This is a genomic window from Symbiopectobacterium sp. Eva_TO (genome assembly GCF_053848865.1).
The window spans coordinates 2715711-2730071 of the sequence record NZ_JBSPEY010000004.1; the positions used below are offsets into that span (position 1 = coordinate 2715711).

General features: G+C 51.9%; 12 protein-coding genes, 1 tRNA gene and 4 pseudogenes. 8 read left to right on the forward strand and 9 right to left on the reverse strand.

All coding sequences use genetic code 11. The features are described from left to right. Positions 1-33: 33 nt before the first annotated feature. The gene (gene asd / locus ACWWJF_RS16355) at positions 34-987 is read right to left on the reverse strand and encodes an archaetidylserine decarboxylase (RefSeq protein ID WP_455870040.1); all 954 of its coding nucleotides are present in this window, start codon (positions 985-987) and stop codon (positions 34-36) included. Positions 988-1056: 69 nt separating this feature from the next. Beyond that, positions 1057-2112: a small ribosomal subunit biogenesis GTPase RsgA gene (gene rsgA, locus ACWWJF_RS16360; protein ID WP_455870041.1), complete on the reverse strand. Its 1056-nt coding sequence runs from the start codon at positions 2110-2112 to the stop codon at positions 1057-1059. Between the two features lie 130 nt (positions 2113-2242). Between rsgA and orn the strand changes: the two genes are divergently transcribed. The 3 genes from orn (at position 2243) to ACWWJF_RS16375 (ending at position 3515) form a co-directional block, all read left to right on the forward strand. Then, a complete protein-coding gene (gene orn, locus ACWWJF_RS16365) occupies positions 2243-2803 on the forward strand; it encodes an oligoribonuclease (RefSeq protein ID WP_455871133.1) in 561 nt (186 codons plus the stop codon). Positions 2804-2966: 163 nt separating this feature from the next. Beyond that, a tRNA-Gly gene (locus ACWWJF_RS16370) sits at positions 2967-3042 on the forward strand. Between the two features lie 80 nt (positions 3043-3122). Then, on the forward strand, positions 3123-3515 hold the full coding sequence (locus ACWWJF_RS16375; protein WP_455870042.1) for an AAA family ATPase: 393 nt from the start codon (positions 3123-3125) through the stop codon (positions 3513-3515). A 281-nt stretch (positions 3516-3796) separates the two neighbouring features. Here ACWWJF_RS16375 and ACWWJF_RS16380 read toward each other — a convergent pair. The 3 genes and pseudogenes from ACWWJF_RS16380 to ACWWJF_RS16390 all read right to left on the reverse strand — a co-directional run. Next, positions 3797-4255, reverse strand: a pseudogene (locus tag ACWWJF_RS16380) (substrate binding domain-containing protein); the annotation flags it as partial. 18 nt (positions 4256-4273) lie between these two features. Continuing rightward, positions 4274-5118, reverse strand: a protein-coding gene (locus ACWWJF_RS16385; protein WP_455870043.1) for an IS5 family transposase whose coding sequence is annotated in 2 segments (ribosomal slippage) — positions 4274-4773 and positions 4773-5118 — 846 coding nt in all. Because the reading frame shifts where the segments join, the coding sequence is not laid out codon by codon here. Positions 5119-5155: 37 nt separating this feature from the next. Next, positions 5156-5536 carry a LysR family transcriptional regulator gene (locus ACWWJF_RS16390; protein WP_455870044.1) on the reverse strand — a complete coding sequence of 127 codons (381 nt, stop codon included), beginning with the start codon at positions 5534-5536 and terminating at the stop codon, positions 5156-5158. Between the two features lie 113 nt (positions 5537-5649). Between ACWWJF_RS16390 and ACWWJF_RS16395 the strand changes: the two are divergent. The 3 pseudogenes from ACWWJF_RS16395 to ACWWJF_RS16405 all read left to right on the forward strand — a co-directional run. Next, positions 5650-6192: pseudogene (locus ACWWJF_RS16395) on the forward strand (MBL fold metallo-hydrolase); the annotation flags it as partial. Between the two features lie 124 nt (positions 6193-6316). Next, positions 6317-7648: pseudogene (locus ACWWJF_RS16400) on the forward strand (IS4 family transposase). Beyond that, positions 7579-8118: pseudogene (locus ACWWJF_RS16405) on the forward strand (hypothetical protein); the annotation flags it as partial. The pseudogenes ACWWJF_RS16400 and ACWWJF_RS16405, both read left to right, overlap by 70 nt. A gap of 138 nt (positions 8119-8256) precedes the next feature. On the opposite strand, the gene ACWWJF_RS16410 reads toward ACWWJF_RS16405, so the two are convergent. Further along, entirely contained in the window at positions 8257-9297 is a 1041-nt protein-coding gene (locus tag ACWWJF_RS16410; RefSeq protein WP_455870045.1) for an IS481 family transposase, read from the reverse strand. A 261-nt stretch (positions 9298-9558) separates the two neighbouring features. Between ACWWJF_RS16410 and ACWWJF_RS16415 the strand changes: the two genes are divergently transcribed. Further along, positions 9559-10194, forward strand: a complete 636-nt coding sequence (locus ACWWJF_RS16415; RefSeq protein WP_455870046.1) for a YbhB/YbcL family Raf kinase inhibitor-like protein — start codon at positions 9559-9561, stop codon at positions 10192-10194. Positions 10195-10217: 23 nt separating this feature from the next. Further along, the gene (locus ACWWJF_RS16420) at positions 10218-11069 is read left to right on the forward strand and encodes a helix-turn-helix transcriptional regulator (RefSeq protein ID WP_455871134.1); all 852 of its coding nucleotides are present in this window, start codon (positions 10218-10220) and stop codon (positions 11067-11069) included. Between the two features lie 23 nt (positions 11070-11092). Here ACWWJF_RS16420 and darE read toward each other — a convergent pair whose 3' ends face one another. The 3 genes from darE to darC are packed head-to-tail and all read right to left on the reverse strand — an operon-like array spanning position 11093 to position 14319. Then, on the reverse strand, positions 11093-12442 hold the full coding sequence (darE, locus tag ACWWJF_RS16425) for a darobactin maturation radical SAM/SPASM protein DarE (RefSeq protein WP_455870047.1): 1350 nt from the start codon (positions 12440-12442) through the stop codon (positions 11093-11095). A gap of 19 nt (positions 12443-12461) precedes the next feature. Next, complete coding sequence (locus ACWWJF_RS16430; protein ID WP_455871135.1) at positions 12462-13121, reverse strand: ATP-binding cassette domain-containing protein; 660 nt, start codon at positions 13119-13121, stop codon at positions 12462-12464. Between the two features lies 1 nt (position 13122). Further along, on the reverse strand, positions 13123-14319 hold the full coding sequence (gene darC, locus ACWWJF_RS16435; RefSeq protein ID WP_455870048.1) for a darobactin export ABC transporter periplasmic adaptor subunit: 1197 nt from the start codon (positions 14317-14319) through the stop codon (positions 13123-13125). Positions 14320-14361 lie beyond the last annotated feature (42 nt).

Consider the following 14361-nt stretch of genomic DNA (forward strand, 5'->3'; position numbering starts at 1 on the left):
TCTCTCACGCAGGTTCGCTGGCATACAGGTTACTTAAGGCGTGTGGTGCATTGCGTCATCGCCATGGTCCGTCGCATCCGGCACAGATTCTGCGGCAACGGGTGCTTCTTCTGTGGAATCCACCATTTTTGCTTCTGCAAAGGGTTCGCCCACACGGGTAACACTCAGCGGATTAAGGTGCGCGGCAAACTGAAGCGTATTGGGCGCAAACAGATTGATTACCGTAGAGCCCAGTTTGAAACGGCCCATTTCCTCGCCTTTTTGCAGGGCGATGGCACCTTGCTCATCCGCCGCAGGATAGGTCCAACGCTTGATGATGCCTTCGCGTGGCGGCGTCACGGTGCCAGACCAGACGGTCTCAATGCTACCGACAATAGTCGCGCCCACCAGAATTTGTACCATCGGGCCAAAATCGGTATCAAACAGGCAGATAACGCGCTCGTTGCGGGCAAAAAGATTGGGTACGTTGTCAGCGGTAAACAGATTGACGGAAAACAGGTCGCCCGGTACGTAGATCATTTCACGCAGCACGCCGTCGCAAGGCATATGCACACGGTGGTAATCGCGCGGCGAGAGGTAGGTAGTGGCGAACAGGCCATCGCGAAAGCGATCGGCCATCACGTAATTGCCTGCCAGCAGCGCTTCCAGCGAGTAGTCGTGGCCTTTGGCCTGAATCAACTTACCGTCGACAATGGGGCCCATTTGCGATAATACGCCATCAGCCGGCTGCACCACGCGGTGTGCGTGCGGATCAATCGGGCGCACGTCCGGACGCAGCGGGCGCACGAAAAAGTCATTGAACGTCCGGTAGGCAGCGGTATCCGGGTGCTGCGCTTCCTGCATGTTCACTTTGTAGTAGCGAACGAAAAGATCGATAACCCCTTTGGTAAGCCTGCCGGCCTGCTTGTCTGCACCCCAGCCTGCTAACCGCGTCAGTGCGATTTTCGGTAGCCAGTGTTGTAAGGCGATTTTCAGTTTATCCAGCACAGTGAGCCCCTTAGGTTTTTATGCGCCCATCTAAAAAGGGGCGCATTGTAGCGATGGATGCGGTAAAAGTCAGCGGTCCGTATCAGAATCAGAGAAGGTTTTACGCGTTTTTACCTGCGCCATGCTCTCCAGAATACGGTGATAGTTATCGAAACGTTCTTCGGCTATGTCGCCGCGCTCCACGGCAGCGCGCAGCGCACAACCGGGATCGTTATCGTGGCGGCAATCGCGGAATTTACAGGTGCCGAGGTAGGGCCGGAAATCGATAAAGCCCTGTGTAACTTGCTCCGGCTCCAGATGCCATAAGCCAAATTCACGCACGCCGGGGGAATCAATCACATGGCCACCGTGCGGGAAGTGATACAACCGTGCCGCCGTGGTGGTGTGTTGGCCCAAACCGGACACATCGGACACGTCGTTGACCAGAATCTTGGCGGCGTCAGGGTAGAGTAATGCGTTCAGCAAGCTGGATTTTCCCACCCCGGATTGGCCGGCAAAAATGCTGATCCTGTCCGTTAAGGCATGCTCCAGCGTCTCCATCCCTTGCTGCGTGTGGCTTGATACCATGATGACCGGATAGTGCAGCGCACGATAAATGTCCATCAGCCCATCGACAAACGCGCGGCCTTCATCATCCAGCAGGTCGATTTTGTTCAGCACGATCAGGGGGGCGACCTCCAGGGTTTCGCAGGCCACCAGATAGCGGTCAATGATGTTCAGTGACAGCTCAGGCAAAATCGCGGAAACGATCACCACCTGATCGATATTGGCGGCGATAGGTTTAACGCCGTCATAAAAGTCCGGGCGTGTCAGCACCGACTCGCGCGGGTGCACCGCCTCAACGATACCGCTGATCCCGGCCTGCATCTCTTTACCGGCACGCCACACCACGCGATCGCCGGTGACCAGAGATTTGATGGTACGACGAATATTACACCGGTGGATAATTCCATCCTGCGCTTCCACATCCGCATGCATACCAAAACGGCTGATAATGATACCTTCTTGCGGCTCTTCCAACTGGTTGTCATCCCACTCGATTTTGCTTTCTCTGTGCTTAAGACGACGTTGGTGGTTCGCTGTAACTCGACGTTGCTGTCCTTTGGACAGTTTATTTTTGCTCACTGAGCCTCGCTTGAACTGTGGTTATCGCCCACACTGGCTGAAGAGACTATAATACACGCTATTTGATTTTAATTAACTGATGCCTGTTATTCCCGCTTCTCTGGGGATGGTTGGAAAAGGAAGTAAATGTATGTCCGTTGAAAATAGTCAGGTAAGCGAAAACAATCTTATTTGGATAGACTTGGAAATGACGGGGCTGGACCCGGAGCAGGATCGCATTATTGAAATCGCAACGCTGGTAACCGATGCCAATCTTAATGTGTTGGCCGAGGGACCGACGATCGCGGTACACCAATCCGATGCCCAGTTAGCGCTGATGGATGACTGGAACGTGCGTACCCACGGTGCCAGCGGCCTGACAGAACGAGTTAAAGCCAGTGCCTATGATGAACGTGCGGCTGAAGCAGAAACCATTGCTTTTTTGCAGCAGTGGGTGCCTGCTGGGAAATCTCCGATTTGCGGTAACAGCATTGGTCAGGATCGCCGTTTCCTGTTTCGTTATATGCCTGCGCTTGAAGCCTATTTTCATTACCGTTATCTGGATGTCAGCACGCTGAAAGAGCTGGCGCGCCGTTGGAAACCCGAGATTATGGGCGGGCTGAAAAAACAGGGTACGCATCAGGCGATGGATGATATTCGTGACTCTGTGGCAGAGCTGGCCTACTACCGCGAGCATTTTATCCGTCTGTAGCCGTTATGGGCGGTTTTTTGCTCGACCGATGGCGAAATTGCTGTTTTTATCGGCAGTCAGTCATTTTTTCGTGGTAAGGGGCTTGCGGCGGCAACGATTTCTCGTATAATTCGTGCCCCGTACCGCAGCAGAATTTGTGGTGCGAGTGAAGATGGTTATTCCTGCGGGAATAGCTCAGTTGGTAGAGCACGACCTTGCCAAGGTCGGGGTCGCGAGTTCGAGCCTCGTTTCGCGCTCCAAATTTCTCTTCTGTTTGTCTCATTATATTCTGTTTTTCCTCATTATTTTTTCATGTTTCATATTGCCTATGAGGCGCCCTGTGGATCGTTTCGTTATCCTTTCCGGGTGTTCTGGCGGTGGCAAAACCACGCTGCTGGCAGAGTTGCACAGGCGTGGCTATACCGTTGTTGAGGAGCCCGGCCAACGCATCGTGCGTGAAGCAATGTCTTCGAGCGGTGATGCTGTGCCGTGGAAGAACATGGAAGCATTTTTACGTCGGGCGATAACGCTTGCAGCGAATGACTATGCTCTGGCGAACGCTCAAAGTCCGTCATGGGTATTTTTTGATCGCGGGTTAATCGATGCGGCGGCAGCACTTCAGGCAGTTACCGGTGAACCAGTGCTTACCGCGCTCGCGTCATGCTATCGTTATCACTCACGCGTGTTTCTTGTTCCCCCCTGGCCTGAGATCTATCAGCAGAACAGCGAGTGACTCCACAGTATCGATGCCGCGGTAGCTGAATTTGAGCGATTACAAAAGGTCTACCCGGCATTGGGGTATAGAGTGTCACTGTTGCCTAAAGCCTGCGTGAATGCGCGAGCTGATGCAGTCTTAAACACGTTGAGGATAAGCGGCCTTTAGTATGAACCCGCTGGTGGATTGTCGTGTGGGGGCATCACGTGCCGCCGCTATGACGGATCATCCACACACTGGGTTTCCGACATGTCATCCACTAAAAAGTCCAACAGGGTCCGTGTGTTGCGTGAACTGTATTACGCATAAATACCCAGTGCGGGCAACGTGTAGTCGGCAAATAAACGCACCAATGCACCGGAACGAAGATAGGCTTGCGTTGTAAACGTCGGTAAATGGACAATGCCATCGCCCGCCAATGCGGCATGCAGCAGCACCATACTGTCATTGGCGGAAAAATTCCCGCTCACCTCGACCTCATCAAACGTCGTTTCTGTGCCGTTGGCCGAAGTGTGGCGAAAATGCCAGTTTTTGCCAAAGCGGGTGTGGTTTAAGCAATTATGTTCACTCAGTGCTTCCGGCCGCTGGGGAACACCCCTGCGTGCCAGGTAATCGGGAGCGGCACATACCACCGACGTACAGCGGGAAAGTTGCCGTGAGATAACTCCCAGCTCCAATTTATCGCCTACCTGAATGGCAAGATCGAGCCGTTGTTCCACCAGATTGATCGACTGGTTTTTCAGTACCATTTCAACAGAAACGCTAGGCTGTGTCCCTTAATTACATAACCTCTGGTAAAACAGGCGGATGCAGCCCAGTTTCAACATTGCCAGATAATTCCTCGCCGTTTTGTCGTAACGTGTCGCAATGCGACGGTATTCTTTCAGACGGCCAAAGCACCGCTCAACAACGTTCTGATTGCGGTAGGCGTCACGATCGAGCTTTGAACGACCATCCACCGCCATTTTTTCAGTGGATTTTCGGGGGATGATAGTTTTTATACCTCTGTTTTTCAGCTCGTTACGTAATACATGCCCGGAGTACGCCTTGTCAGCGAGTACCGCATGACCACGGCGTTTCATACTGCCGTTCTGGCGTTGAATATCAATACCGTCCAAAAGACGTAGTGCAAACTGACTTTCATGAGCCTGACCGGGGCTCAACACGATGTTTAACGGAAGACCACTTCCGTCTGTAGCCATATGGATTTTGGTGCCAAAACCACCTCGAGAGCGACCCAGCCCATTATCTCCGGTGATATCGGGATGTTTTTTTGAGCACCGGCAGCACATTTCAGCGCCCTGATATTGCTACCATCCAGCGCAGTCGCTGACCAGTCCACGAGGCCATGGGCATCAAGTGATGAAAGTAACTTATTAAAAATAATGTTAATGACTCCCGATTTTGACCATCGGTTAAAGCGGTTATAAACGGTTTTCCATGGGCCGTATCGCTCAGGTAAATCACGCCATGGGGCACCAGAGCACAGCACCCAGAACATGCCATTGATAATCATGCGATGCTCAGCCCATGGGCGTCCGGCCTGTGGTGTTGCTGGTTCAGCAGGGAGTAAGGGCTGGATGATAGCCCATGCTTCATCGGGAAGGTCGTAGCGAGCCATAGTTAAAAATGATGTAGAAACAAACAGTTAGTATAACTCATGGGATTAAGGGACACAGCCTAGGATGCAATGTTGCATAGCGTCTCATTGCCTCAGCCAGATAGGATTGGCCAAATGAGAGGCTACTTGCTATACGGATCAGACCGTGCGGTTCAGTACGTTTACTGCCAATCACGGCCCCAATATCCTCATTCAACGCCAGAATCTGGCGGCAATAGGACAGAATTTCGCTGTCTGTGCCCGTTAGCCCCAAGCTGCGACTGGTACGGTGCAGGAGTCGAGTGCCAAACGCTTTTTCCAGTGAGGCAATATAGCGTGTCGCCATGGCCCGAGAGATATCCAGTTTGTTCGCTGCGGCCGTTAGGCTTCCCAGATCAACCACATCAACAAAGACGCGCATGACAATAAAGCGATCCATCATGGTGCTCCTAATGTACGGAATGTGCAACAATGGTTTGCAGTCTACCGTATTTATTCGTTCTGTTTGAGCAATTACAGTTTGCCCAACAACGTTAAATAAAGAGACGAAAAATGCACATTAAACGCCTGACGGCTTCCGCCCTCTGTATGTTGCTTGCCGGCACTGCCGGTGCTGCTCCATTGAATAGCACGCCTTCTGTTCCATTAACCGGATGCGGTCCCTCATCAACGATTAACGCGTATTTCGACCAGTTCGGGAATAGCGGCAAGATGCCTGACGAACTCGGGCGTTGGCTGAATGATGTCAACGCTCAAACGGTTGAGCCCTATCAGGCGTTTGATAACGTCTACTATGTGGGGCTTTGCTGGGTCTCGGCATGGCTTATCAAAACCAGCGATGGGCCAGTGCTTATTGATTCGTTATATGGCGAATTTACCGATCGACTCATTGAGAATATCAAGCACGTTGGCGTAGACCCGGCGGATATCAAAATGGTGTTGTTGACGCACGGACATTTCGATCATGTGGGGTGCGTCGCCAAACTGAAAAATGTGTTAACCAATGCCCGTTTTGTGATGGCGGAGCAAGGGTGGAAAGAAGCGCAGGAGGATGCAAAAAAAACGCAGGGAAAACCCAATGCATGGGTAATGCCCACCTCGTTATACACAAGTCCGCAACGCCTTATATGCCAAGGGTTAGCGGGCTGAAATAGGCAGCCGGTGGGGTTGTAAATGAAGTGAAACCGACGTGTACTATCGCCATTTACGGCGCTGAAAAATGACACGGGATTCAGATGGCTGGGCACACCAAGAACTGGAAGGGGTAAATCTTGGTGACACGAAGCTCAATAAGCGTGCCAAAGGGCTTTTGATACGGCTGGCTGAGAATCCGCAAGCCAGCATTCCGCATACGTGCCTCGGATGGTCTGAGACGCTGGGTGCTTAGCGCTTCATGGAGAGCCAAGCATTCGAATGGCGAGACATTCTGCAACCTCACTGGCAGCGTACGCAGGAAAGGATCCGAGAACACGAGGTTGTGCTGTGTATCCAAGACACTACCGAGCTTGACTTCAACGGGCAGCAAATCCAAGGCTTGGGTCCCTTGAACTACGAAGCCAGGCGTGGTCTGTACCTGCATCCGACCTACGCGGTCAGTCCGGATCGCGTGGGGTTGGGCGTACTGGATGCGTGGATGTGGGCAAGAGAGCCGAAGGATGCAGACGGAAAACGCGATGGGCTCAAGGAGAGTACGCGCTGGCTCGAGGGATACGAGCGAGTTGCTGAACTCGCCTCGGAGTTGCCAAACACACGTCTGGTGTACTTAGCCGATCGCGAAGCGGATATCAAGGCGTTGATGCAGCTCGCTGATGACCTTGGCACTCCGGCTGACTGGTTGATCCGCTCGACTCATAATCGCAGTCTGGACTGTAATGAGAAGCTTTGGCAGAAGGTTGGAAAAACCGTGCCGGTGGGAGAAATCCAATTCGTTATGGCGGCTCGCGCGGGGCAGAAGGCGCGTACGGTGAAACAGGCGCTGCGCGTGAAGCGAGTGTCGCTGCGTTGCGGGTTGGCAGTGACTTGTGTGATAGCCAAGGAAATTGAGCCGCCAGCAGGCGTGAAGCCGGTCGAGTGGCGGTTGCTGAGCAATCGCGTACCTGAAGGACGAGAAGATATCGTGGAGCTGATCGACTGGTATCGGGCTAGATGGGAAATCGAGATGTTCTTCAATGTGCTGAAGAACGGCTGCTGTGTCGAAGCGTTACAGTTATCGACCGTGGATCGCATTGAGCGGGCATTGGCGCTGTTCATGATCGTGGCATGGCGCATCGCCTATTTAATGCGTATGGGACGAACCTGTCCAGAGCTGGACGCAATGTTGTTCTTTGATTCCGACGAGACTCATGGCGCTTACCTACTGATGAACAAGCGTATGCCCAAGGGCCGCCCTAAGCTAAACGAAGTATTGCGCTTAGTTGCGCAACTGGGAGGCTTTCTTGCTCGAAAAGGCGACGGTGAACCAGGCGCAAAAACTATCTGGAAAGGCTTGCAGAAAGTCATGACGGCCGCCGAAACGCTACGCGCGCTCAGGCACGAACAGAGATGTGTATAACGAGGTGGGTAATGCCCGCTCCTGCGCCGAATGACTTGATTGTCAAAGACGGCGAAGCGATTTCTATGGGCGACACGACTTTTTACGCCTACATCACACCGGGCCATACATGGGGAACCACGTCTTATGTGATGGACGTGAAAGAAGGTAAAAACACCTACCGCGCGATTACCATTGGCGGTTTGGGATTAAATGCGATCGATGGTCCGGAACAGGTTGAGGCTTACATCAGTAGCGTCGATCGCATCAAGAGAATGGTGAATGATGCTCAACACCCCATCAGTGTGCACCTAACCGCGCATCCCTTCAGTAATGGGCTGATTGAAGCGAGCGAGCGGCTCAAAACGCGTCAGCCTGGTCAGGTAAACCCGCTTGTGGATGCTAAAAGTCTTCTCGAACAGCTGGATGCACTGCGTGCTGGGGCGGTGAAGCGATTGGAACGGGAACACGTTCAGATGGGCTCTCATTAACCGATGACGCTCATCTTTGCCGCGATCCTTTTCTCATTGCGCCCCGTTAGTAGTGGAGGAATTAAACAGATCTATTAAATTGTATTAGCTCAGACCTGATCTGACAGTTACCGGTTATTTATACAGGTGTCTGTCAGATTAAATCTGGTTCAGATTTTTTTCTGCCCAGACTCGTTTACCATCAAGTAACGTGGCCATTGGCGTACGCCCGCAGCACATTTTACCCTGATGAGTTCGCTCATTATTGTAATGCCACAACCAGTTGTCCAGATCCTTTTGTAGACTTTCTAGGTCCTCGTATAACGTCTTACGGAACGCAACCTGATAAAAATCCTGCAAAATAGTTTTATGGAAGCGCTCGCAGATACCGTTTGTCTGCGGAGACATCGCTTTCGTTTTCGTATGGTCTATATCGTTGATAGCCAAGTACAGCTGATAGTCATGTTGTTCCACTTTACCGCAGTACTCCGTCCCCCTGTCCGTCAGTATTCTTAGCATTGGCAGCCCCTGAGCTTCGTAGAACGGCAGCACGCGATCATTGAGCAGGTCGGCGGCAGAGATCGGTGCTTTACTCGTGTAAAGCTTGCAGTGCGCCACTTTCGAGTACGTATCCACGAACGTCTGCTGGTAGATACGGCCAACACCTTTCAGATTACCCACGTAGAAGGTGTCCTGCGACCCCAGATAACCCGGGTGAGCAGTCTCTATTTCACCACAGGCTTCGTCGTCGTGCGCCTTCTTCTCCAGTGCAGCGATTTGAGCATCAGTAAGTACGATGCCTTCTCTGGCAACTTTTTCCTCAAGTGCCTTCAGGCGCTTACGAAAGTTTTCCAGATCGTGTCGTTGCCAGATGGAGCGCACACCGCTGCCAGAAATGAAGACGCCTTTTTTACGCAGCTCATTACTGGTCCGGTGCTGGCCATGAGCCGGGAACTCAATGGCGTAATCAACAACCGCACGTTCAGTGGCTTCATCAGCACGGTTTTTCAGGTTGGGAACCCGGCGATTTTGGTTAACCAGAGCGTCAATGCCGCCTTCTGCCGCCAGTTCCTGATAGCGATAAAACGTGTCGCGTGACACCCCCATGATTTTACGGGCTTTTGATACGTTACCGAGTTCTTCGGCGAGATTGAGCAGGCCGGCTTTGTGTTTGATGATGGGATTGTTAGTATGAAGCATGAGAGTTACCTCGTGTTTTGTATAAGCATTCGACACCCATATCAAAACCGGTAACTCTCAACCTTTCAAGGTCCAGTGTCAGATCAAGTCGCGACTAATACAATTAAATAATAATCCGAAGCCAATCATTTTGATTGATTTCGTCAGTCTTTTGATTGGATATGGCACCTCGGGGGCAACCAAATCCACTATTATGATCTTACTGCGTACCGGTATAGTGGCCGGGGCGGCATTTCATTACTCCACAGGACGAGGTTTTCCATGCAACTCATCAGTCAAAGCTTTCAGGATGGTCAGGCGATACCGGGTGAATTTGCGTTTGCCGTGCCAGACGGCGCTGCACACGTTGCTCTGTCATCTAACTGCAACCCGCATCTTGCCTGGCGCGATGTTCCACCGGGCACGCAATCCTTCGTGATTGTGTGTCACGATCCTGATGTGCCGAGTAAAGGCGATGATGTGAATCAGGAAGGTCGAGAAGTGCCGGCAACCTTGCCGCGCGTCGATTTTTTCCACTGGTTGCTGCTTGATGTTCCGCCAACCCTGACGGAGATTGCTGCGGGGGCGCATTCAAACGGCGTTACGCCGCGTGGAAAATCGGTCCCTGCCGCACCTGATGACAGCCGACACGGTATTAATGATTACACGGCCTGGTTTGCCGGGGATGAACAAATGAAGGGCGATTATTACGGTTATGACGGCCCGTGCCCGCCGTGGAATGATGCGTTAGTGCATCACTATATTTTCACCGTTTACGCACTGGCGGTTCCTGCATTGGCCGTGAATGGACCGCTGGATGGCGCGAACGTGCGCGCAGCGCTGGCGACGGCGCCGGTATTCGCGAAAGCCAGCCTGACTGGGCTTTACAGTTTGAATCCAGCGGTGCTTGTGGCGTGAACCACGTCGGGCAAGCGTTGACAGTGCCGGTGTTGCACGGCGAGGGAGGAGAGCGCTGGCGGTTGCCCTCGTCCTCGCCCGTGGTGCGACATGGCTTGTGCGCACTGGCTCAACCTTGCCTGCGGCAACCGCAACAAACCGCACGTTTCCAGTTTCATGAGGCAACCGTGTTACTGGTGGTATCAGGGCAGATGCGTTTAGCGTTCGCAGAACATGAGGTCTTGGTCGATGCCACGCGGCCTGCGTTGGTGCTGGTCGACGCAGGCTCCTGTGTGGACATCGTGAAAATCCCAGGAGGGACTGAGCGCTATTTCCGTTCGGTTTTTATGACAATCGCGAGCGCGCTGTTGGAAAGTCACTCCGCGGCCTCTTCTCTTGTGGGGGGCGTTGAACGTATCGCTGCTGGGCCTGTTCAGGTGATGCCATTGGATGACGATTTGGCATCAACGTTATGGCATCTGATTGAAAGCGTCGAGATCAGGCCCGTGAGCGATGAGCGACTTACCTACCGGTTACTGGAACTGCTGAGCGCCCTGGCTGAGCGTGGTCATGTATTCTGCCAACCACGGCACAATGAAACGGTAGCTCGTCTGCAAGCGCTGATGGGGCGCACACCGCATCGTCACTGGACCGCACGCGAAGCGGGTCGAGAACTGGCAATGAGCGAAGCCACGCTACGGCGACGTCTTGCCGCAGAGCAAGAGCGCTTTGAAACGATCCTAAGCGATATTCGTATGCACCACGGCATGATGCTGTTGCAAACCACCGCCTGGAACATTCCGCGTATCGCTGAGGCCTGCGGATATCAATCGCGGGCGCGCTTTTCTGAACGCTTTCGCTCCCGTTTTGGCTGCTTGCCTTCCGCCATTCGCTGAGGACGCTATGATTACGCGAAACCCTAATGCGAGGGCGGGTTATCCTCCGTTGTCGAGGTAGCACGACGTTCCTTTTTCAGGCAGCTTTCGATGGTCGCCAACAGTTTACCCGTACCGCAGCAATTATCCTGGTAACCCGCCACGTGTCGGCGATTAATCACACGATCGTGCGGGCATCCCCCATGACAGAGGGAAAACCAGCGACACTGGCGCATTTTATTGAAGGCTTCCTGCTCCTCACGCTTTGCCGCCTGGTTATGTGCCGAATAGGCCAATAGCTCTGCCAAATCCGTTTTCATCAACGAGCCGTAATGACTACCCGCATCGCCTACATATTTATCGCACGGTGAAACGTCTCCATTGGGTTCAAGGGTAATGACCTCCTGGGAACAGTTTTCTGACCAATAGCAGGCGGCCAGTCGAGTGCCTGGATTGTTGATGGCTAGAATAAAATCGCTGAATTGTGGAATATGTAAAACAGCCTGATATTCTTCCCACCAAAGCGTGAATGCCCGATTCAGAAACGCGATAAACTCGGCATAAGTGATGTAATTTCCGTCGACCTTTCCTCCGGCAGGGATGCGATTATCAGGAACAATGTTGAGAAATTCGATGTCATTGAGACCTATCTTATCGAAATAATCGAACATTTCTCGGAGATCCGTTTGATAGACATGGCGGTCAACAACGATAAGTGCCCCGTAGGGGATAGAATGTTGTTTAAGCCTTTTGAGTCCCTCAGCGACGCGTTGCGCTGTTCCTCGACCTCGGTAATCGACGCGACGTGAGTCATGAACGGCAGGAATGCCATCTAGACTAATACCAACATGCATTCCGATCCCTTTAATAAAGGCTAACCATTCATCCGAGATATTTACCGCGTTTGATTGCATTGAGTTGGTAATATGCTGTTCTGGTTGTTTGAATTGTTGTTGTAGCCAGAGTAGCTTTTGAAAAAAAAGAGGTTTAAGTAGCGTCACCTCACCACCGTGCCACACGAATTCAAAGCGTTTAATGTTGGGAATAGCTAATATTTTACGAATAGTTCGAACCAATACATTAAACCGCATCGTTTGGTTTGGCCCCTCAGCCCAAGAGTGGCAATAAGTGCAACGTAAGTTACACAGGCGAGTGGCTTTCAATACCACTACCAACTTTTTGGCTGCCACGGGGTGGGCGGTGACGGCTTGCTGTTGCTCGGTGTGGAAAATATGCAGTTCTTCGGTACTGAGCAACGCTTGTGCCGGAATTTTGCCAATCAGATAGGCGCTCATCTGTCGGTAGTCTTGCGTGGCGATTTTTTCGAGATCGTTGGTGCTGAGTGCTGATGTTATATCAGTATCAATCTGAACAATTGGTATGATTCCGTTCATGATTTCTCTCCTTGCTATGTCATGTGAGATAACCGTCCTTCATCATTAAGTGTCGTTTGGCATACTTTGAGGCTTCGGGGGAATGCGTAACCATGACAACGGTGGTACCGGCCTGATTAATGTCTTCTAGCTGCTTCAATACGGTATTGCTGTTATTACTGTCCAGGTTGCCCGTTGGCTCATCGGTCAAAATCAATGCTGGCCGTGAAATCATGGCGCGAGCGATGGCAACCCGCTGTTGCTGACCGCCTGAAAGCTGGGCTGGGTAGTGTGCGCTTCTGCCTGATAGTCCAAACTGCTCAAGGGTTTGTTTAACGCGAGCTTTTCGTTCAGCTTTGGGTACATTGCGGTACTTGAGTGGTAACTCGATATTTTCATATACCGACATAAAATCGATCAGATTGAATGACTGAAATACGTAACCGATCAGTTGGCGGCGCAGCGCTACTTTTTGGCCGTGTTGCATCCGTGTAATGTCGTGCTGCGCCAGCTGCAATCGGCCAGCATCAAGCGTTTCAAACATGCCGAGTACGTTGAGCAGCGTGGTTTTTCCCGAACCTGATGGCCCCATAATGGAGACAAATTCCCCCGCCGTGATACGAAGATTGATGTCACGCAGCGCCAGCGTTTTCAGGGTTCGAGTGGTGTAAAATTTTTCTGCGCTTTCCAGTTGTATCATCTTATTCAAACTCGATAATGTTGGATTTTTCAACGTTGCTGCCTGTAAGGACCACAACCTGTTGCCCGGCAGACAACCCACTCAGTACTTGCGATTGCGTTTCCCCCTGACGTTGAATCACCACGGGTGTTTTAACCGCGCGATGATGTTTTTCATCATAGCGGTATACCCACGTCTCATCGGTCTCGAAAAAGACGGCTTTCGCGGGAATGAGTAATGCATCGGGTTGGGTTCCGAGTGAAACGCGCAGATCGAGGGATTGACCACGTTTCAACGAGAGTTGTTGTGGATGAGCGAGTGTTAATTTGGCAAGGAACTTACCGTTTTCCACCACGGAAGAGACGGAGGCGATGATCAGTGGGATATCAATGCCTGCATAGTTTGCCGTGACACGATCGTGCGGCCGGATTTTATCCAGATAATATTCGCTGAAGGAGGCTTCAAAATAGTAGGTATGCGGATTGTCTACGTTAGCAACTTTTTCTCCGGGTTTAATTTGTTGGCCCATCTTGATCGTCAGCGGTGACAGAATGCCGTCAATCGGGGCAGTAATAACCAGCTTATCCAGACCGCTCTCAATTAACCGGGTCAATGTATCCAGATGCTTGACCGAAGCCGCGATTTCAGCAAGCTCGATCAGTAGCATACGATCTTGCCGTTCCTGATACGTTGTTAAAATAGCGTAGCGTGTTTTCCAATGCGCCAATTCATCCAGCAGCTGTTCATAGGTGGCTTTTTCCAGAATGCCGCGCTCGTATAATGTCTTTTTACGCGCCGTTTCTTTATCGATTTTCTCCAGATGAAAACGTGAATCTTGCCGTGCCAGACGCGTATCAAGGTCATCCTTCTCGAGTAATCTGCGTATGTTGCGCAGGTTGTTGGTCTGTTCAGTCACATCGGCAATACGCGAGGTGACCTGCAAAACGAAGTCGTCGTTCGACAATCGGGCAATGATATCTCCCTTTTTCACATCGTTGGATGCATTCTGGCGCACCTCAATGACCGTCCCGCCGCGTTCAGAGGCGATAATCACGCTTTCATTCGGGATAGCCACCGCGCGTGTCACCAGCGTATCGGTAAATGTGCCGCGCTGGGCAACGTGCAACGTCACCTGGGTAAACTGCATTTGCGTTACTTTTTCTGCGGTGGCCACGTTGATAAGCCACAGACACAACAGGCCGAAAATCACCAGAGCCATGCCGACTATCCATTTGGCAACGCGATGTCGAGTGGATTTCGG